This window comes from Streptomyces sp. NPDC051684, from assembly GCF_044453445.1.
Taxonomy (GTDB): domain Bacteria; phylum Actinomycetota; class Actinomycetes; order Streptomycetales; family Streptomycetaceae; genus Streptomyces.
Genome location: NZ_JBITCS010000008.1, coordinates 218,789 through 238,016, shown reverse-complemented (window position 1 = coordinate 238,016; position 19,228 = coordinate 218,789). Strand labels below are relative to the sequence as shown.

20 protein-coding genes are annotated in these 19,228 nt (G+C 72.8%); 11 read left to right on the top strand and 9 right to left on the bottom strand.

Annotated elements, in window-relative coordinates:
- Positions 1-109 precede the first annotated feature (109 nt).
- Positions 110-1,192, top strand: coding sequence for a Zn-dependent alcohol dehydrogenase (locus ACIA8D_RS12940; protein WP_399231458.1), 1,083 nt, complete (start codon positions 110-112; stop codon positions 1,190-1,192).
- Positions 1,193-1,314: 122 nt separating this feature from the next.
- Entirely contained in the window at positions 1,315-1,800 is a 486-nt protein-coding gene (locus ACIA8D_RS12935; protein WP_399231456.1) for a VOC family protein, read from the top strand.
- Positions 1,801-1,910: 110 nt separating this feature from the next.
- Here the strand turns inward: ACIA8D_RS12935 and ACIA8D_RS12930 are convergent, their stop codons facing one another.
- From ACIA8D_RS12930 to ACIA8D_RS12920, 3 genes are all read right to left on the bottom strand, one after another.
- Positions 1,911-2,897 carry an urea transporter gene (locus ACIA8D_RS12930; protein WP_399231454.1) on the bottom strand — a complete coding sequence of 329 codons (987 nt, stop codon included), beginning with the start codon at positions 2,895-2,897 and terminating at the stop codon, positions 1,911-1,913.
- Between the two features lie 105 nt (positions 2,898-3,002).
- Entirely contained in the window at positions 3,003-3,725 is a 723-nt protein-coding gene (locus ACIA8D_RS12925; RefSeq protein ID WP_399231452.1) for an ArsR/SmtB family transcription factor, read from the bottom strand.
- Positions 3,726-3,786: 61 nt separating this feature from the next.
- Positions 3,787-4,452, bottom strand: coding sequence for a TetR/AcrR family transcriptional regulator (locus tag ACIA8D_RS12920; RefSeq protein WP_399231451.1), 666 nt, complete (start codon positions 4,450-4,452; stop codon positions 3,787-3,789).
- 80 nt (positions 4,453-4,532) lie between these two features.
- On the opposite strand from ACIA8D_RS12920, the gene ACIA8D_RS12915 reads away from it, so the two are divergent.
- Positions 4,533-5,693: an acyl-CoA dehydrogenase family protein gene (locus tag ACIA8D_RS12915; RefSeq protein ID WP_399231449.1), complete on the top strand. Its 1,161-nt coding sequence runs from the start codon at positions 4,533-4,535 to the stop codon at positions 5,691-5,693.
- Between the two features lie 69 nt (positions 5,694-5,762).
- The gene (locus tag ACIA8D_RS12910) at positions 5,763-6,053 is read left to right on the top strand and encodes a YiaA/YiaB family inner membrane protein (protein ID WP_399231448.1); all 291 of its coding nucleotides are present in this window, start codon (positions 5,763-5,765) and stop codon (positions 6,051-6,053) included.
- Positions 6,054-6,079: 26 nt separating this feature from the next.
- On the opposite strand, the gene ACIA8D_RS12905 is transcribed toward ACIA8D_RS12910, so the two are convergent.
- Both ACIA8D_RS12905 and ACIA8D_RS12900 read right to left on the bottom strand, forming a co-directional pair.
- Complete coding sequence (locus ACIA8D_RS12905) at positions 6,080-7,429, bottom strand: M20 family metallopeptidase (protein ID WP_399231446.1); 1,350 nt, start codon at positions 7,427-7,429, stop codon at positions 6,080-6,082.
- On the bottom strand, positions 7,426-8,814 hold the full coding sequence (locus tag ACIA8D_RS12900) for an MFS transporter (protein WP_399231444.1): 1,389 nt from the start codon (positions 8,812-8,814) through the stop codon (positions 7,426-7,428). Before ACIA8D_RS12900 ends, ACIA8D_RS12905 begins: the two co-directional genes overlap by 4 nt.
- Positions 8,815-9,055: 241 nt before the next feature.
- Here ACIA8D_RS12900 and ACIA8D_RS12895 point away from each other — a divergent pair, with 241 nt between their 5' ends.
- The 3 genes from ACIA8D_RS12895 (at position 9,056) to ACIA8D_RS12885 (ending at position 12,066) form a co-directional block, all read left to right on the top strand.
- Complete coding sequence (locus ACIA8D_RS12895) at positions 9,056-9,832, top strand: FadR/GntR family transcriptional regulator (RefSeq protein ID WP_399231443.1); 777 nt, start codon at positions 9,056-9,058, stop codon at positions 9,830-9,832.
- A gap of 141 nt (positions 9,833-9,973) precedes the next feature.
- Positions 9,974-11,332, top strand: coding sequence for a pyridoxal phosphate-dependent decarboxylase family protein (locus ACIA8D_RS12890; RefSeq protein WP_399231441.1), 1,359 nt, complete (start codon positions 9,974-9,976; stop codon positions 11,330-11,332).
- A 95-nt stretch (positions 11,333-11,427) separates the two neighbouring features.
- Positions 11,428-12,066, top strand: coding sequence for a TetR/AcrR family transcriptional regulator (locus ACIA8D_RS12885; protein ID WP_399231439.1), 639 nt, complete (start codon positions 11,428-11,430; stop codon positions 12,064-12,066).
- A gap of 3 nt (positions 12,067-12,069) precedes the next feature.
- Here ACIA8D_RS12885 and ACIA8D_RS12880 read toward each other — a convergent pair whose 3' ends face one another.
- Positions 12,070-12,531 carry a MaoC family dehydratase gene (locus ACIA8D_RS12880; protein ID WP_399231437.1) on the bottom strand — a complete coding sequence of 154 codons (462 nt, stop codon included), beginning with the start codon at positions 12,529-12,531 and terminating at the stop codon, positions 12,070-12,072.
- A 102-nt stretch (positions 12,532-12,633) separates the two neighbouring features.
- Here ACIA8D_RS12880 and soxR point away from each other — a divergent pair, with 102 nt between their 5' ends.
- Complete coding sequence (gene soxR / locus ACIA8D_RS12875) at positions 12,634-13,107, top strand: redox-sensitive transcriptional activator SoxR (RefSeq protein ID WP_399231435.1); 474 nt, start codon at positions 12,634-12,636, stop codon at positions 13,105-13,107.
- Here the strand turns inward: soxR and ACIA8D_RS12870 are convergent.
- Positions 13,058-14,365, bottom strand: a complete 1,308-nt coding sequence (locus ACIA8D_RS12870) for a uracil-xanthine permease family protein (protein ID WP_399231433.1) — start codon at positions 14,363-14,365, stop codon at positions 13,058-13,060. The two genes, soxR and ACIA8D_RS12870, sit on opposite strands and share 50 nt — an antisense overlap.
- A gap of 20 nt (positions 14,366-14,385) precedes the next feature.
- Positions 14,386-15,504: an aryl-sulfate sulfotransferase gene (locus ACIA8D_RS12865; RefSeq protein WP_399231431.1), complete on the bottom strand. Its 1,119-nt coding sequence runs from the start codon at positions 15,502-15,504 to the stop codon at positions 14,386-14,388.
- A gap of 132 nt (positions 15,505-15,636) precedes the next feature.
- Between ACIA8D_RS12865 and ACIA8D_RS12860 the strand changes: the two genes are divergently transcribed.
- The 3 genes from ACIA8D_RS12860 (at position 15,637) to ACIA8D_RS12850 (ending at position 18,483) form a co-directional block, all read left to right on the top strand.
- A complete protein-coding gene (locus tag ACIA8D_RS12860) occupies positions 15,637-16,149 on the top strand; it encodes a helix-turn-helix domain-containing protein (RefSeq protein ID WP_399231429.1) in 513 nt (170 codons plus the stop codon).
- Between the two features lie 77 nt (positions 16,150-16,226).
- Entirely contained in the window at positions 16,227-16,739 is a 513-nt protein-coding gene (locus ACIA8D_RS12855) for a hypothetical protein (RefSeq protein WP_399231427.1), read from the top strand.
- Positions 16,740-16,830: 91 nt separating this feature from the next.
- A complete protein-coding gene (locus tag ACIA8D_RS12850) occupies positions 16,831-18,483 on the top strand; it encodes an Imm49 family immunity protein (protein ID WP_399231426.1) in 1,653 nt (550 codons plus the stop codon).
- Between the two features lie 82 nt (positions 18,484-18,565).
- On the opposite strand, the gene ACIA8D_RS12845 is transcribed toward ACIA8D_RS12850, so the two are convergent.
- The gene (locus ACIA8D_RS12845) at positions 18,566-19,168 is read right to left on the bottom strand and encodes a hypothetical protein (RefSeq protein WP_399231424.1); all 603 of its coding nucleotides are present in this window, start codon (positions 19,166-19,168) and stop codon (positions 18,566-18,568) included.
- Between the last annotated feature and the right edge of the window lie 60 nt (positions 19,169-19,228).

The window sequence follows — 19,228 nt, the reverse complement described above, 5'->3', positions numbered from 1 at the left end:
AGCGGCACTGACCCGGCACCGGCACCCCCTGGACCCCCGAAACTAGCGACGCTAGTTTGGCTGGGCACGTACGTGACACCCCGCACTCGCTCAGGGAGTTGTGCTCACCATGGTCCGCGCCGCTGTACTGCCCGCCGTCGGCTCCCCGCTGGAGATCGCCGACATCGACCTGCCCGAACCGGGCCCCGGCCAGGTCCGGGTGCGGCTGGCCGCCGCCGGGGTCTGCCACTCCGACCTGTCCCTGACCAACGGCACCATGCGCGTCCCGGTCCCCGCGGTCCTCGGCCACGAGGGCGCGGGCACCGTCGTCTCCGTCGGCGAGGGCGTGACGCACGTGGCGCCCGGCGACGGCGTCGTCCTCAACTGGGCGCCCTCCTGCGGCAACTGCCACGCCTGCGGGCTCGGCGAGGTCTGGCTGTGCGCCAACGCCCTCGCGGGCGCGGCGGACATCCACGCGAAGCGCGCGTCCGACGGCAGCGACCTCCACCCCGGCCTGAACGTCGCCGCGTTCGCCGAGGAGACGGTCGTCGCCGCGAACTGCGTCCTGCCCGTGCCGGACGGCGTCCCGCTCACCGACGCGGCCCTGCTCGGCTGCGCGGTGCTCACCGGATACGGCGCCGTGCACCACTCCGCGCGCGTACGGGAGGGGGAGACGGTCGCGGTGTACGGCGTCGGCGGCGTCGGCCTCGCCACGCTCCAGGCCGCGCGGATCGCGGGCGCCTCGAAGATCGTCGCGGTCGACGTCTCCCCGGAGAAGGAGGCGCTGGCGCGGGCGGCGGGCGCCACGGACTACGTGGTCGCGTCGGAGAACACGGCCCGCGAGATCCGGGGCCTCACGGGCAAGCAGGGCGTCGACGTGGCGGTGGAGTGCGTGGGCCGCGCCGTCACGATCCGTACCGCCTGGGAGTCCACCCGGCGCGGCGGCCGCACCACCGTCGTCGGCATCGGCGGCAAGGACCAGCAGGTCACCTTCAACGCCCTGGAGATCTTCCACTGGGGCCGCACGCTGTCCGGCTGCGTCTACGGCAACTGCGACCCGGCCCAGGACCTCCCGGTGCTCGCCGAGCACATCCGCGCGGGCCGCCTCGACCTGAGCACGCTCGTGACCGAGCGGATCGCCCTGGACGGGATCCCGGCGGCGTTCGACAACATGGTGGCGGGCAAGGGCGGCAGGGCGCTCGTCGTGTTCTAGCGGGGCTTCGGGCGATGCCCTGCCGATGAGTTCCCGGCTGGCGGCCGGTCTGTATGAGGAGAGACCTGATGCGGACCGGCGCGACCGGCACCGGCACCGGAACGGGAACCAGGAGGCACACCATGTCCGCCACCATCGCCCAGAAGATCCGCCCCTGCCTGTGGTTCGACGGCAAGTCCGAGGAAGCCGCAGACTTCTACATCTCGCTGTTCCCCGACTCCGACTCCAAGGTCCTGGACGTCCAGCACTTCGGCGAGGAGGGGTCCCAGGAGCCCGGCTCGGGCGTCATCGTGTCGTTCCGCCTCGCGGGCACCGAGTACCAGGCGCTGGACGGCGGCCCCGAGTTCACGTTCAACGAAGCGGTCTCGTTCTCCGTCGACTGCGAGGACCAGGCCGAGGTCGACCGGCTCTGGGAGCGCCTCACGGCGGACGGCGGCGAGCCGGGTCCGTGCGGCTGGTGCAAGGACAAGTACGGCCTGTCCTGGCAGATCGTGCCGCGCCGCCTCCCCGACCTCCTCGCCGACCCCGACAAGGACCGGGCCGGCCGGGTCCTGGCGGCGATGATGAAGATGAGCAAGATCGACGTGGCGACCCTCGAATCGGCCTGATGCATCAGGGTGCCTGCGGCGGGGGTATTTCAAGCCCTTGCGGCGATTGAGCAGCGGGGTCCGGCGCGGAGCCCCGTGACCGCAACCCCGGTCGGCTGCGAACGAACCGCTCAGCCCGACGACGTCAGCCGCGGAAACGACCTCGCCGCCACCAGAAACACCAACGTGGTCAACGCGAACGGCCACGTGAACATGTGCCCACCGACCGGCGCCGCCAACGCCCCGAACGCCGGAGCACAGACGGTCGCGGCCACCGCCCCCGCGACGGCGTACGCCACCGTGCGGGGCGTGGCCTTCAGGAACACGCCGCACAGGGCGAGCGAGACCAGTACCGCGTTGTACGCGGACGTCCCGTCGGCGAGCTGCGCGGCAGGCTCGCCGAGGGCCCACGCGGTCGCCATGCCCGCGACGTTGCCGAGGCAGGCCACGCCCGCGACCCGCGGCCCGGCCACCAGTAGCCCGGCGAGCACCAGCGCCCCCGCGTACCACTGCGGCATCAGGAAGATCTGGCCGAAACCGGCGAAGAACCCCCGTACGGCGTCGTCGAGTTGGATCCCGGTCCTGGCCCCGGACACCGCCCGGGGGAACGCGGCGATGCCGCCCCCGCCGGTCCACACCCGCGCGAACCCGGGCGCGGCCAGCGTGACGACGCTCGCCACGAGGCAGAACGGCAGTGTCAGGGCGGGCAGCCCCCACGCCCCGAGGGCCCGCCCCGCGGCGGCGGTGGCCACGGTCGCGGCGGCGCAGCCGAGCAGGGCCACGAGCACCGAGGACAGCTGGTCCGGGTTGAGGAAGACGGCGCAACTCACGCCCACGAGGCAGGCGTTGAAGCCCTCCATGCCGATCGTGAGCCGCTCCTTGTCCACGCCGAGCAGCGCCGCGACCAGCGTGCCGACGGCCGCGCCCCCGATCCCGTAGAGCCCGTACTCCCACCCGGCGGAGAACAGGGCGGCGGCGAACAGCGCGCCGGTCAGGGCCCGCGGCAGGAACGTCACCTGTCCGATCCCGCGCAGCACGCGCAGCGCGAACCGGCCGCAGTCGGCCGTCCACCTCCGGGCGGCGTCCTGCTGAATCGCGGCATCCGCCGTCTGCGCCATGCGCCGCTCCCGTGTGACGAAGGTGTTTCCCGGACGGAAAATGTACGTTACAGCTACTTCCGGTAAACGCCCTGGCCGGGGGCGGGATCGCGCCACGGCCTCCGCTCAGCGCGGCGCCGTCACGCCCAGTTCGGCCCGCAGCGCCCGCTCCCCGGCCCCGGTCACCCGCACCGCCCGCTCGGAGCCGATCCGCTCGACCCACCCGGCCGCGAAGGCGTGGGCGCACAGCGCGGCGCCCGCCCGTCCGGCGAGGTGCGGCCGGCGCTCCGTCCAGTCGAGGCAGCCGCGCGCGAGCGGTCGCCGCGAGCCGGGGTCGAGCGGCGTCCCGAGGGCGCGGAACCAGCCGTGCCCCGCGTCCGTGAGCGCGAGGGTCGGGGCGTCGGCGCCGGCGTCGGCCCGCAGCAGCCCCCGTTCGACCATCGCGTCGGTGACCGTGATCCCGAGCCGGCCCGCCAGGTGGTCGTAGCAGGTCCGCCCGCGGGCCATCGCGGTCCGCGCCGACGCCGCCCGCAGGGTGGCGGGCCGCTCCCCGCCGCCCGGCACGGCGTACCCGGCGAGGCCCTCCAGGAGCTGCGCGGTCCGCGCGTCGGCGAGCCGCAGATAGCGGTGGCGGCCCTGCCGCTCCTCGGCGAGCAGCCCGCCCGCGACGAGCTTGCCGAGGTGCTCGCTCGCGGTCGACGCCGCGACGCCCGCGTGCCGCGCCAGCTCGCCCGCCGTCCACGCCCGGCCGTCGAGCAGCGCGAGCAGGCAGGCGGCCCGCGTCTCGTCGGCGATCAGCGAGGCGAGGGCGGCGAGGCGCGGAGCGCCGGGTTCCTTGGAGGCGGCCATGGCTCCAGCATGCCCCCGGCACACTTCGGCGGCGGCCGAAGAGTGCGGGGCCGCCGGATCGTCAGCGGTCGGTGGCCGCTGCAGGGGCCGTGGCCACCTGCTCGTACTGCACGGCGAGCCCGTCGAGCAGCGCCGTGAGCCCCGTCTCGAAGGCCCGGTCGTCGACGATCTCCTGCCGCTCGGCGAGCAGGTGCGCCTGCCCGAGGTGCGGATAGTCGGCGGGGTCGTACGCCGCCTCGTCGTCGGGGAAGCCGCCGGCGAACGAGCCGAGCGCGGACCCCGTGACGAAGTACCGCATGAGCGCGCCGATCGACGTGGCCTGCGGCGGCGGCCACCCGGCGTCGACCATCGCGCCGAACACCGCGTCGGCCAGTCGCAGGCCCGCCGGGCGGTGCCCCGGGCCCCGCGCGAGCACCGGGACGATGTTCGGGTGCGCGCGCAGCGCCGACCGGTAGGAGACGCCCCAGTCGTGCAGGGCGGTGCGCCAGTCCCGCTCGTCGTCGGCGTCGAACATCGACAGGTCGACCTGGGCGCTCACCGAGTCCGCGACCGCCTCCAGGATCTGGTCCTTCGTGCGGAAGTGGTTGTAGAGCGAGGGTCCGCTCACCCCGAGCTCGGCGGCGAGCCGCCGCGTCGAGACGGCCGCGAGGCCCTCGGTGTCGACGAGCGTGCGGGCCGTGTCGACGATGCGATCTCTGCTCAGGAGGGGCTTGCGCGGTCGGGCCATGCGGCACATAGTAGGGCTGCAAGCCAAAAACTAGCAGTGCTAATTAACTGCTTTACGATTCGATGCGCGCGGGAGTGGCCATGAACCTGGAGCTGAGCGAGGAGCAGACGGCGGTGCGCCGGCTCGCCAAGGACTTCGTGGACCGGGAGATCGCGCCCAACGTGGTGGCGTGGGACCGGGCCGAGGAGGTCGACCGGGGCATCGTCAAGAAGCTCGGCGAGGTCGGCTTCCTGGGGCTGACGATCGACGAGGAGTACGGCGGCTCGGGCGGCGACCACCTCGCGTACACGCTGGTCACGGAGGAGCTGGGGCGCGGCGACTCGTCGGTGCGCGGCATCGTCTCGGTCTCCCTCGGCCTGGTCACCAAGCCGATCCAGCAGTGGGCGAGCGAGGAGCAGAAGCGGCACTGGATCCCGAAGCTGACGGCCGGCGAGGCGCTCGGCTGCTTCGGCCTGACCGAGCCGGGGCACGGCTCGAACCCGGCGGACCTCCAGACCCGCGCCGTGCGCGACGGCGGTGCCGATGGGGATTGGGTGATCAACGGCACGAAGATCTTCATCACCAACGGCACCTGGGCCGATGTCGTCCTCCTCTTCGCCCGCACCAATGACACCCCGGGCCACAAGGGCATCTCCGCCTTCCTGGTCCCTACCGACACCCCCGGCCTGACCCGGAACACCATCCACGGCAAGCTCGGTCTGCGCGGCCAGACCACCGCCGAGCTGGTCCTGGAGGACGTCCGCGTGCCTGCCTCGGCGATGATGGGCCCGGAGGGCAAGGGCTTCTCGATCGCCATGTCCGCGCTCGCCAAGGGCCGGATGTCGGTGGCCGCGGGCTGCGTGGGCATCGCCCAGGCCGCCCTCGACGCGGCCGTCGGATACGCGGGGGAGCGCGAGCAGTTCGGCAAGTCCATCGCCTCGTACCAGCTGGTGCAGGAGCTGATCTCCGACATCTCCGTCGACGTGGACGCGGCCCGCCTGCTGACGTGGCGCGTCGCCGATCTCATCGACCGCGGCGAGGAGTTCGCGACGGCGGCGTCCAAGGCGAAACTGTTCGCGTCGGAGGCGGCGGTCCGCGCGGCGAACAACGCGCTCCAGGTCTTCGGCGGGTACGGCTACATCGATGAGTACCCGGTCGGCAAGCTGCTGCGCGACGCCCGCGTCATGACCCTCTACGAGGGCACGAGCCAGATCCAGAAGCTGATCATCGGGCGCGCGCTGACAGGAGTATCGGCGTTCTGAGTACGCGGTCGAGCAGGTGAGTACCGGAGCGGATGGGGGCGCGTCCCCATCCGCTCCATGCTGTGCGGCATGAGTGAGACACCGGTCAAGCAGCAGAACACCGTGGCCTTCTACGGACAGGCCGTCGCATCCTTCGTCGTCGCTCTCGCCGCGACGGCCATCGGCATCTACAGCCTCGACGTCAGCGGCTGGATCCGCGCGTTCCTGGCGATCGCCGTCCTCTACCTCACGACTTCGGCCTTCACGCTGGCCAAGGTGATCCGGGACCGCCAGGAGGCGGGCCAGATCGTCAGCCGGGTCGACCAGGCCCGCCTGGAGAAGATCCTGGCGGACCACGATCCGTTCAAGCCGGTGGCGTAAGGACGTCGGGGGACGTCGGGAGTACGTCAGGAGGACGCGGGGGTGGACAGCAGCTTCGGTACGTCGAGTGCGCCGCCCGCCTCCGTGAACTCCCTTTCCACCGCTGCCCGCAGGGCGCCGTCCGACAGATGGTCCGCGGCCGTGCGGGCGAGGGCGGCCGCGCCGTCGAGCACCGCCCGGTCGGCCTCCGGGCCCCGCGCGCAGGCCGCGAAGTCGGCGGTGTGCAGGGCCGTTCCGGCCGGGGCGACGGACAGCATGGGATGGATGGCGGGGCGGCGGACGCTGACGTTGCCCAGGTCCGTGGAGCCGAGCGCGGAGTCGGGTGCGGCGCTGCCGGGCAGCACCGTGCGGCCCCGGCCGGTCAGGTGCTGGGCGAAACGTGCCGCGAGGACGCCGTTGTGCCGGACGGGGACGCAGGGCGGGCAGTCGTCCCAGCGGGTGGTGGCGGTCGTGCCGGTCATCGCCGCGGCGCCCTCGAAGATCCGCTGTACCCGCTCGGACAGCTCCGCGAGCCCCTCCACGGTGGCGGACCTCAGGTAGAAGTGCGCCGCCGTGCGCTCGGGCACGACGTTGGGGCGCGAGCCGCCGTCGGTGATCACGCCGTGCACACGGTCGTCCGGGAGCATGTGCTGGCGCAGCGCGGAGACCCCCTGGTAGGCGGCGACCACCGCGTCCAGGGCGTTGCGGCCCATGAACGGCGCGGCCGAGGCGTGGGCGGCGAGCCCCGTGTACTCGACCACCACCTCGCGCAGCCCCAGGAACGGTGCGTCCGAGAGGTCGGGTCCCGACGAGGGGTGGATCATCACGGCGGCGTCGATCCCGTCGAACGCCCCGGCGCGGGCGAGGAGTTCCTTGCCGGTGCCGTTCTCCTCGGCAGGCGTCCCGAGCAGTACCGCCGTGCCGCCGGTGCGTTCCAGGACGGGCACCAGGGAGAGGAAGGCGCCGACGGCCGCGGCGCAGATGATGTGGTGGCCGCAGCCGTGACCGATGCCGGGCAGCGCGTCGTACTCGGCGAGCACGGCCACGGTCGGCCCTTCGCCGGAACCGGCCGACGCCCGCAGCGCGGTGGGGAGTCCGTGCACCCCGGTCCGCGCCGTGACGCCGTGGGCCCGCAGCAGTTCGGCGACGCGGGCGACGGCGCGGTGCTCCTCGAAGCCCGGCTCGGGGTCCGCGTGCAGGGCGCGGGCGAGCCCGAGCAGTTCCTCGCCGAGACCCTCGACCGCGGCGTCGATCCGCGCGTGCACCTCGGACTCCGCGCCTTCGTACGGGGAGGACCAGGCGGGCGCCGTGGCCGCGGCGTCGGACGCCCGCCGGGCGATCCGCTCCAGGTGGGCGCGCCCGGCGTTCGAGCTCGAAGGGGTGGTGGTCTCGGTCATCGGGTCTCCTGCGGCACGGTGGCGGTGCCGATGGCGGCGGCGGACGAGGCGGAATCCGGCGCGGTCATCCGCCGGTGGAGGGCGACGCAGCCGATGCTGACCAGCGCCATCACGATGAACAGGACCGCGACGGGGGTCCAGGAGGCGCCCGAGGAGCCGGCCAGCCACTGCGCCAGCGGCGGGATCGCGCCGCCGCCGATCAGGCCGGCGATCTGGTACCCGAGCGAGAGCCCGGTGTAGCGCACGCGCGGCGGGAACCACTCGGTGATCATCGTGCCGACGGTGGCGTACGCGATGGTGCTGGCGAGCATGCCGAGCCCCATGCCCGCCCACAGGCCCACGACGCTGTGCGAACCGGCGAGCCAGAACATCGGGAACGCCACGACCGGATGGGCTGCCATCCCGACGAGCGTGACGCGCCGGACGCCGAACCGGTCGCCGAGCAGCGCGGTGAGCGGGGTGAAGACGATCACGACGACCGAGGCGAACATGCCGGCTGCCGAGGTCTGGGCGTCGGTGAAGCCCAGGTGGGACACGGCGTAGGCGGACATGAACGTGACGATCACGTAGAAGCCGCCGATGGTGACGAGGAAGGCGCCCGTCGCGAGCAGCCAGCTGCGCCAGGAGCTGCGCGCCACGTCGAGCAGCGGAAGCTTCGCGGCGACGCCGTCCCCCTCCCGCTCCTCGCGCAGCGCCTCCTTGATCTCGGGCGACTCCTCGAGGCGGCTGCGGATGACAAGGCCGGTGAGCACGAGCACGCTCGACAGCAGGAAGGGGACGCGCCAGGCCCACGCGAGCAGCGCCTCGTGGCCCGGCATCGAGGCCAGCGTGAAGACACCGGTGGCGAGGAAGAAGCCGATGCCGTCGCCGATCTGCGGGAACGATCCGTACAGGGCCTTGCGGTGCGGGGGCGCGTTCTCCACCGCGTACAGGACGGCCCCGCCCCATTCACCGCCGACCGCGAGCGACTGCAGGACGCGGATGACCAGCAGCAGCGCCGGGGCGAGGGCGCCGGCCACCGCGTAGCTGGGCAGCAGGCCGATCAGGAACGTGGAAAGACCCATGAGGAGCAGCGAGCCGATGAGGGCGTGCTTGCGGCCGTAGCGGTCGCCGATGTGGCCGAAGAGGATGGCGCCGAGCGGGCGGCCCAGGGAGCCCACGGCCAGGGTGGCGAAGGAGCTGAGCAGTCCGAGCGCGGGGCTCATCTCGGGGAAGAACAGCTTGGGGAAGACGAGGGCGGCCGCGGTGCTGTAGATGCCGAAGTCGTACCACTCGACGCTGGTGCCGATCAGGGTGGCGGTGGCGATGCTCAGCGGGCTGCGCCGGGCCGCGGCCGCGGGTGGGGCGTCCGCGTCCGTGGCCGGTCGGACTGGGGGAGTCGTCATGGAGCGGGGCTCCTTCTGAGGGCAGGACGGCGGGCCCGCGGGGGTGAGCGGGGGCGGGGGTGGCCGACCGGAGAACAAGGGCCGAGGAGTATGGGTTCGAGTGGACCCATAAAGTGGTATCGGGACGCTACGAGCGGGGAAGAAGTCCTGTCAATAGGGTTCGCAGTGAATCCAATAGGGTTTCGGGGCGGGCGAGTTCGCGCCCGCGGGACCAGCCGCGACGGGACGACCGGGAGGACGCGTGGTGAAGGCGGGAGCCGGGAGCGGGGCCGATCCGCTGGAGCGGCCGCCGGGGCAGCGCAGGCCCTCGCGCGACATGGTCACCGAGATCCTGCGCAAGCGCATCGCCCTGGGCGGCTTCGCCCCGGGCAGCAGGCTGCCCGCCGAGCGCGAGCTCGCCGCGTCGCTCGGCGTCGGGCGCAACACCGTCCGCCAGGCGGTGCGCAGGCTGGCCGACGAGGGGCTCGTCGTCACGACGCTCGGCCGCTCCGGCGGGACCCGGGTGCGCCCCGCCCCCGCGGTCGAGGGCGAACGGGCCGCGGTGGCCGCCGACTTCAGGGCCACCATCCGCGACTACATGGAGTACCGGACGGCGGTCGAACCGTTCGCGGCGGGGCTCGCGGCGCGCCGCGGCTCCACCGCCGACCGGCGGGCCCTCGTGCGGATGCTCGACGAGGAGGTCGCCGACCTCGCCGCCTACCACCAGGTCGACTCGCGCTTCCATCTGGCGGTCGCCGCCGCGGCCGGCAACGAGGTGCTCGGTGAGGCGGTCGAGCGGGCCCGCGCCGAGCTGTTCGTGCGCGGCAACGCGCTCTGGCTGGACTGCGACTGGACCCTCGTCTACCCGCCGGACCAGGACCTCTCGCGGGTGTTCTGCGAGGAGCACCGGGCCATCGCGCTCGCCGTCCTCGCCGGTGACGCGGAGACCGCCGAGGCCCGGATGCGCGAGCACCTGGAGGACTCGGGCCGGCAGTTCCTCGCGCTGCTCGACCACTTCGAGTCGGGCGGCGGGGGCTGAGGGCCCCGCGGGGCGAACTCGTTGACCAGTGAGGTGGGTTGTGGTTAGCCTCCGAAATGGGTCCGGACGAATCCAAATACGAACCGTGCCCACCGGGAATCCCTGACACCCCTGGCGCCCCGTCCCTGGAGGTACGGCACCTTGCACAGTCATGACGAAGCCCTCGCCCGCACGGTCCTCGACCACGTCGAGCGGCGGCTGCGCCTCGATCCGGTGCCGCTCGGCAGGCTCGGTGACGCGGCCGAGCTCGACGTCGCCCTCAAGGGCGCCCTGGGCAGCGGCCCATCCGTCGCCGGCGACGTGCTGCGGCTGTTCACCGAGCACATAGAACCGACCGTCGTCTCCTGCGACAGCCCGGGCTTCCTCTCGTTCATCCCCGGCGCCCCGACCAAGGCCGCCGCCCTCTTCGACATGGTGCTGTCGGCCTCCTCGCTGCACGGCGTCTCCTGGCTGGAGGCGTCCGGCGCCGTGGCCGCCGAGAACCAGGTGCTGCGGCTGCTCGCCGACCTCGCGGGGATGCCGGGTGGGGCGGGCGGCTGCTTCGTCAGCGGCGGGTCCGCGGGCAACCTGTCCGGGCTCCTGGTGGCCCGGGACACCGCACGTACCGCCGAAGGACGTCCCGTGGACCGGCCCCGGGTCGCGGTCAGCGACCAGGCCCATTCGTCGATCGGCAGCACGCTGCGGATCATGGGCGTCGGCGCGCTCGTGGTGCCCACCGACGACCACCGGCTGACCGGGGACGCGGTGCGCGCCGCGCTGGCGGCCGACGGCGATCCCGGGAGCGTGGTCGCGGTCGTCGCGACCGCCGGCACCACCAACGCGGGCATCGTCGACGACCTCGCGGGCATCGCCGACGCGGCCCGCGACCACGGCCTGTGGTTCCACGTCGACGCGGCCTACGGCGGCGGCGCCCTGTTCTCGCCCCGGCTGCGCGAGCAGCTCGTCGGCATCGAGCACGCCGACTCCCTCGTCATCGACCCGCACAAGTGGCTGTTCACGCCGTTCGACTGCGGCGCCGTGCTGTACCGGAACCCGGCACTCGCCCGCGTCGTCCACACCCAGGACGCCTCCTACCTGGACTGCATCCACACCGACGCCCCGCAGGAATGGAACCCGAGCGACTACGCGTACCACCTCACGCGCCGCCCCCGGGGCCTGCCGCTCTGGTTCTCGCTCGCGGTGCACGGGACGGAGGCCTACCGGGAGGCCGTCGAGGCCGGGCACCGGCTCGCCCAGGAGACCGCCGAGCTGATCCGCGCCACCGACGGCCTGGAGCTGCTGCGCGAGCCCGAGCTCTCGGTGGTGCTGCTGCGCCGCACGGGCTGGGGCTCCGCGGACTACGACGCCTGGTCGCGGCGGCTCCTCGAGCGGCAGCTCGCCTTCGTGGTGCCGACGGTCTGGGAGGGCGAGACGGTGGCCCGCTTCGCCTTCCTCCACCCGGACCTCGGCCTGGACACGGTGCGCGCGATCCTGGCCGACATGATGGCGGACTCCGAGTGAGTCGCGTGGCGTTCCTCGAAACCGGGCTCTAAGCGCTCGCTCACCCCGGAGGGTAGGGTGTGCCACCAGCCCCACGGGAGGATGTGAGTGCAGCGATGACGCAGGACGAGCGCGGTATCGACGAGGCCGCGGACGAGATGCCGTGGGCCGACGTCACGCCCGACGCGGCCCGGCGGCTGCTCGTCGCGGCGGTGCAGGCGTTCGCCGAGCGCGGCTATCACGCGACCACGACCCGCGACATCGCGAGCCGCGCCGGGATGAGCCCGGCCGCGCTCTACATCCACTACAAGACCAAGGAAGAACTGCTTCTCAAGATCAGCCGGATCGGCCACGACAAGGCCCTCGCGATCCTGCGCCGGGCGGTCGAGAGTGACGGCACGGCCGCCGAGCGGCTCGCGGAGGCCGTCCGCTCGTTCGTCCGCTGGCACGCGGGGCACCACATGACCGCGCGCGTCGTCCAGTACGAGCTGGACTCGCTGGGCGAGGAGAACCGGCCCGAGATCGTGGCGCTGCGCCGGAAGAGCGACGCCTCGGTGCGGGAGATCATCAACGACGGTGTGAAGGCGGGCGAGTTCGACGTCCCCGACGTGCCGGGCACCACGGTCGCCGTGCTCTCGCTCTGCATCGACGTGGCCCGCTGGTTCAACGCCGAGGGGAAGCGGACACCGGACGAGGTCGGCGCGCTCTACGCCGACCTCGTGCTGCGCATGGTGGGTGCGGCTCCGGCCGCGTAGGGCTCAGAGGTAGTACCGCGACACCGACTCCGCGACGCACACCGGCTTGTCGCCGCCCTCGCGCTCCACGCTGAACGCCACGGTGACCTGTACGCCGCCGGCCACGTCCTCGACGTTCGTGACCTTCGCGGTGGCGCGCAGCCGGGAGCCCACCGGGACGGGGGCCGGGAAGCGCACCTTGTTCGTCCCGTAGTTGACGCCCATCTTCATGCCCTCGACCTTCATCAGCTGCGGGCCGAAGAGGGGCAGCAGCGACAGGGTGAGGTAGCCGTGCGCGATGGTCGTCTTGAACGGACCCTCCTTCGCGCGCTCCGGGTCGACGTGGATCCACTGGTGGTCGCCCGTGGCGTCGGCGAACGTGTCGATGCGGCTCTGCTCGATCTCGACCCAGTCGCTGTACCCGAGCTGCTCGCCCACGGCGCCCTTCAGGTCGTCGACGTCCTTGAAAACGCGCGGCTCCGCCATGTTCAGTGACCTCCCAGGAATCTTGTCTAAGCGCTTGCTCAGACCTCTGGGCACTCTAACAACGCGGCCCCGCCCGCACTAGGGTCGTCTACTCTCGGGCGGGTGCCACAGATTCCGGAGAAGATCCACGAGCTCACCGTCGGCCAGGTGTCGGCGCGCAGCGGCGCCGCCGTCTCCGCGCTCCACTTCTACGAGTCCAAGGGACTGATCAGCAGCCGCCGCACCTCCGGCAACCAGCGGCGCTACGGCCGCGACACCCTGCGCCGCGTCGCCTTCATCCGGGCCGCCCAGCGCGTCGGCATCCCGCTCGCCACGATCCGGGACGCCCTCGCCGAGCTCCCCGAGGAGCGCACCCCGAACCGGGACGACTGGGCGCGCCTCTCGGAGGTCTGGCGCTCCGAACTGGACGAGCGGATCAAGCAGTTGGGGCGGCTGCGGGATCATCTGACCGACTGCATCGGGTGCGGGTGCCTGTCCCTGGAAACGTGCGTCCTGTCCAACCCGGACGACGTCTTCGGCGAGCGCCTCACGGGCTCCCGTCTGATGGGGGAGCGCCGGGAGCGTCCGGCGTCGTAGGCGCGAGCCCAGGTCCGAGGGTCCGGAACACCGCGCTGAGCACCACCGCCGCGATCGCCCCGGCCGCGACCCCGCTGCCGAACAGGGTGCGGGCCCACGTCGGCAGCTCCGCGTACATCTCCGGGGACACGATCGGCAGCATGCCGATCACCAGGGCGAGCGCGATGACGACGCTGTCCGTCCCGTGCGAGAGGTCCGTACGGGAGAGCATGCCGAAGCCCATCACCGCGATGACGGCGTAGATGACCAGGCCCGCCGCGCCCACCACCGGCTCCGGGATCGCCGCCAGGACCCGGGTCAGCGGCGTGATCAGGCCGCACACGACCAGCAGCACACCGGCCGCCGCCGTCACGAATCGGCTGCGTACGCGGGTGAGTTGGACGATGCCGATGTTCTCGGCGCTGGTCACCATCAGCGACGTACCGAAGAGGCCGGAGAAGAGCGAGACGAGCGCGTCGGCGCGGGCGATGCGCGGCACGTCGCGGCCCGCGTCGGGGGTGCGGCCCACGGCCTCGCTGTTGAGGACGGTCTGCCCGGTGGCCTCGGCGAGCGAGGCGAGGGCGAAGACCAGGAGCGGGATCGCGGCGAGCAGGTCGAAGTGCGGGGCGCCGTACGGGAAGGGGTCGGGCAGCGCGAAGATGCCGCCGTGCGCCACCTCGATGTCGGTGCCGACGACCGCGGCGAGCACCGTGCCGCAGACCAGGCCGAGCAGCACCGCCATCTGCCGCCACACGCCCCGCAGGACGAGGAAGAACACCGCGATCACACCGAGCGTCGCGAAGCCGAGGCCAGGACCCGAGGCGACCATCGGCGCGGTCACCTTGATCATGTTGATGCCGATGAGGACGACCGTCGTGCCCATGACCAGGGGCGGGAACAGCCGGACCAGGCGCCCGTAGAAGGGGAGCACGCAGAGCAGGAAGGCGGCCGCGACCAGGACGGAGCCCGAGGCCGTCGCCGGGCCGTACTCCTGCGCGATCTGAAGGAAGATCGCCACCGCGGCGCCGCCCGGCAGCATCAGGAACGGCAGCCGGGCGCCGACCCGCAGCGCCGCGACGCCGAGCGACTGGAGCAGCGCGCCCACCCCGCACAGCACGAGGGTCGCGCTGAGCAGCGAGGCTGTCTGCGCCGTCGAAAGCTTCAGCGTCGTCGCGATGAGGATGACGGAGGAGACCGGCGCCGCCACGCCTGCCAGCACGTGCTGGCAGGCGAGGGGGACGAGCCGCTTCAGGGGCAGCCGCTCGTCGACAGGTGCCACGGATGGTGCGACGGTCGCGGTCACCGGTTCAGCCACGGCAGCTCGGCCGCGGAGTAACGGTAGGAGCGGAACACGGCGTTGGGCTCCGACGGGAAGAGCTTGCGCACCTCTTCCTCGGAGTAGCCGCCGAAGAACGGCACGATGTACTCCCAGCAGAGGTAGCCGTCCTCGGTCACCTCGAAGAGGCGGCCGGCGGGGGAGTCGGTGACCAGCGTGTTGCCGTTCGGGAGGCGCTGGGCGCTGCCCATGAACGGCGCGAAGAAGGACTCGCGCGCCGGGTCGTGGTACTCCCAGGCGATCTTGCCGCTGGAGCGCTCGATCTCGATGACGCGGCTGAACGGCACGTCCCAGTGCGGCCGGAAGACGCCGTTGTCGAAGACGAGGAAGTTGCCGTTCTCCAGCTCGGTCGGGCAGTGCTGCTGAGACACCACTCCCGGCTCGGAGCGCCAGACGATGTCACCCGTGGCGCGCTCGATGACGACGACGGCCGACACGGAGCGGAAGCTCGCGAGGATGTTCCCGTCGGCGAGCGGCAGCACGCTGTTGATCAGCGGGTAGTGCTCGCGGGCGTAGTCCGGGTGCAGCGGGAAGTCCGTGCGGCCGAGGCGCTCGGAGACCTTCCACTCCCAGGTCGTGTTCCCCTCGGCGTCGACCTCGACGATCGTGTCCGCCCAAATCGTGTCGCCGCCCGCTTCCGACCCCGGTACGCCACCGCGCACGCCGGCCGCCGCGTCCCCGGTCAGGGCTTCGAGGGCGGTGTAGAGGATCCGGCCGTCGCCGTAGTGATGGGCGTCGTGGTGCTGGAGCGGGTCGCGGTGCTCGCGCACGACCGTGCCGTCCGGGGTGATCTCCTGCATGAGGCCGCCGCGGTACTTGTGCCACATGGGGAACAGGGCGGGCTCGTCGGGCAGGACGCCGTTGTAGGCGAGGTTGCCGTTGGCGAGGATGCGGGCGTGCCGGCCCGGCCGGTTCGGCAGGTTCCACTGGTGGACGACCTCGCCGTGCAGGTCGATCAGATACACCTCGCCGGTGCCGGTCAGCGGGGCGAAGAGCGTGTAGCCGCCGAACGCCGCGTCCTCGTCGAGGGCGAGGAGTCCGGTGCCGCGGCGGCGGCGCTGGTTCTGGTCCACACGAGCCATGGAGGCCCTCCATCCAGTGGTGAGGTCGGTGATGACACCGGTGGTTAACTTTTTTAAGTGCTGGTTAAGGAGTTAACCACGGCGGTAGGGTGCTGGGGAACAGGGGCCGAGGCGAAAGGGCGTTACAAGTTCATGAACGTGGGACCGGGCATTCGACGCAGGCGGCGCGGCCTGGAGCTGACGCTCGCCGAGGTGGCCCGCCGTGCCGGCGTCTCCGTCCCGTTCCTCAGCCAGGTGGAGAACGGTCGCTCGCGCCCGAGCATGGGCTCGCTGCAACGCATCGCCGACGCCCTCGACACCACCGCCGTCGAACTCCTCGCCTCCGCCGAGCCGCCCCGCCCGGTCGACGTGGTGCGCGCGGCGGAGAAGCCCGCGATGGCCGACGGCGCGCGCCCGCTCGTCCGCGGCGAACAGCGGCTGCACGCCCTGGAGTTCACCGGCGACCACGACTGGGAGCGCGTCTTCCGGCACGCCGGGGACGAGGTCATGTACGTCGCCGACGGCTCGATCGAGACCGAGGTGGACGACACCCACTACGTCCTGGAGCGCGGCGACACGCTGTACTGCGCCGCCGGACTCGCCCACCGCTGGCGCCCGTTGGAGCCGGGCACCCGGGTCCTCGTCGTGGGCGTCGCCGCACCGTAGTGCGCGACACCCCTTGTCGGCGGCCGTACTTGGCGCGACCATGCGTCGCACCAGTCACCACGGGGAGGCCGAACGGCATGGCAGTGGCGATCAGTTCACTCAAGTACGAGTCCGCCCGCACGGGCGCGCAGTCCCTCGTCTACGACGACGACGGCTACCACCTCGTGCGTTTCCCGTACGAGGACGCCGAGGAGTCCTACGACCCCTGGGCCATGCACGACCCGGCGGGCGGCGGCGGCACGTCGCGGTACCCGGACGCCCGCTCGGGGCTGATCTGGCCCAGCCACGACGGCTGGGGCACGCTGTCCGCGCTGGTCTTCTGGGGCGCGGACACCCGCGCGACCGAGTACCGGGCCCGTTTCGTGCGCGACCCGCTGGGCCTCGGCACCGGCTACGACTCCACCGCCACCACCGACATCTCGCCCACGGGCGGCGGGCAGTTCCGCTCGTACACCTGGCAGATGTTCGTGCATCCAGGCACCCCGGTCGGCTTCAAGGTCTCCGCCCGCTCGGGCGGCACCCCGCTGAAGGTGCCGATCACGCTGGCCGAGTTCAAGCTGGCGATCCAGACGGACGTCCTCAGCCCCTGACGGGGCCCGGTGGCGGGCCGCCGCCCCCGGTTCGGGGCGGTCTTCCGGATTGGCCCGCTTCGGGCGCCCCATGCCTCGTAGAGTCGCCACCGTGACTGAGAACGAGGCTCTGGATTCGCACCTGCCCATGCTCGCGACGCCGCAGGCCGAGCGGCTCCGGGCGCTCGTGGCCGCCTGTGTGCGGGCGCGATACGGGGCGGAATCGGGCTACGTCCTCGTCGGTGACGCGGTCAAGCGCGAGGGGCACCTCTTCCCGCTGGCGAACCTCGCGCGGCGGTGCGAAGGGGCGCCCGAGGGCGACTGGCCCGCGCTCGTCGACGCGCACGTCGCGGCGCTCGCGGACGCCTCGCAGGGCGGCGAGGACGCCGAGGAGCTGCTGGCGGGGACGTGTCTGCGGCTCGTGCCCGCGGACGCCGTCGGCCCGGCGACGCCGGTGCACGCGCGCGAGGTCGCCGACGGGCTGCGGCTCGCGCTCGCCCTCGAAGGGGCCGATTCCGTACGTCTGTTGACCGACGAGGACGTGGCGCGGGCCGGGGCCGACGAGCTGTGGGCCGCCGCGCGCCGCGCCCTGACCCGGGCGCCGATGCGGCACGAGGAGGTGCGGCTCGACGGGCACCCCGTCCTCTACTCCGTGTACGGCGACGCGCACTCCGTGGCAACCAGGGCCGTCGCGCTGCCCGAGGTGGTCGCGGAGGTCACCGGGCGGCGGATGCCGGACGCGGGCGCCCTCGTGGCCGTGCCCACCCGGCACCTGCTCGCCTTCCACCCGATCGTCGACGGGAGCGCGGCCGACGCGGTCGACGACCTGGCCACGTACGCCGTCCGGGCCCACGACGAAGGGCCGGGACCGCTCTCGCCCCGCGTCTACTGGTGGCACGACGGGCGCCTCACCTCGCTCACCGCCGTCGACGACGCGGCCGGCACCGTCGAGCAGCGGCCGCCGCGCGAACTCGTCGACGTGATGCGGGCGTTGCGCGCGCTCGACCGGGCGGGTCGGCTCGCCTCCGCCGGGCCCGCCGGGCCCGCCGTGCCCGAGGCCGAGCGGGAGCCCTTCGCCGCCGCGCTCGTCGACGCCCTCGCGCACGCGGAGGGCGACCCCGACGGCGCCCGCGTCGAGACGTGGGACGCGTGGCTCGCGGCGCAGCGGCACGGATGCGCCCTGTTCTCCGACGGCAAGGACGACGAACCCGCGCACGACGGCGGGGAGTTGGCGGCCAGTGGCGACGCCGCCCGCGCCTGGCTCGACGCCTTCTACCTCACCCTCGTCACCCGCGACCGCGAGCGCACCACGCGCCTGTGCCAGGTGCCGCTCGACTCGCTGCGCGGCGGCGTGCCCGTGGACGACTACGTGTCGCACTGGATCGACGTGTTGCAGAGCCACTGGCTGCGCCGCCCGGTCGACGACGTCGTGGACCGGCTCGTCACCACCATCAAGGCCTCGCACCCCGACACCACGACGCTCGCGCCGAAGGACTTCCTCAACCTCGTCGACTACCAGCCCGTCGCGCTGTTCCACCGGCTGCTCACGCACGACCACGAGGCCTTCGGCGAGGCGCTCGCGGAATCCCTTGTGCAGCACGCCGGTTACTGGGGCGAGTCGGCCGCGCCGCGCGCCCGTGTGGCGCTCGGCCCGCTCGCGCTGGCATGCCTCGCGTACGACATGGACTTCCCGGTCCGCACGGACCTGCCGTACCTGCCCAGGTACCTGCTCAACCGGCAGCGCCTGGAGGTCGCGCCGGACTAGGGCCCCTTCGTGCCCGGGGGTGCGCCGAGGTCAGGGCCGCACCCCCGTCGCGCTGTACGTCACCTGGTGGTGGCGGGCCGGCCTACGCGGAGACGAGCACCCGCGCCAGCCTGGCCTCCGCCAGTGCCATGGGAGTCAGGACGGGCCGCGGCACGACGATGCCGCAGTGGGTGCACACGGGGCCCGAGGAGGGTTCGTGCGCCAGATCGTGCTGCCAGACCAGGCGGGTGCCCGTGCACACGGGGCAGCACGCGCCGGGGTCGCGCTCAAGTGCGGTGATGAGCCTGCGCAGCACTTCGGCCAGCGGCTCCGTGGGATGCACGGACGGGTCGTCGCACCAGGCGACTCCGAATCCGCCCCAGGTCAGCCGGTGCCAGTCGTCCACGCTGCCCGGGCTGCGCAGCCCGTCGTGCTTCTCCTTGCGCCTGCGCTCCGCGAAGGCGACTTCGTACGCGAGCCAGACGGCCCGCGCCTCCTCCAGCTCCTCCAGCGCCGCGACCAGGCGGGCCGGGTCCGGGGAGCGGTCCTCGGGGTCGAACCCCGCCCGGGAGCAGAGGTGGTCCCAGGTCGCTCGGTGCCCGTAAGGGGCAAATCTCTCAAGGCACTTGCGCAGTGAATAGCGCCGCAGTGCCAGATCGCTCAGCGGATCACGCACCTGTCTCGCCAGACTTCGGAATCCGGCCATCGCCCTGCACCTCCGTCACACGTACGTCGGCGTCGTCGCAGCCATGAAACGACGTCGCCG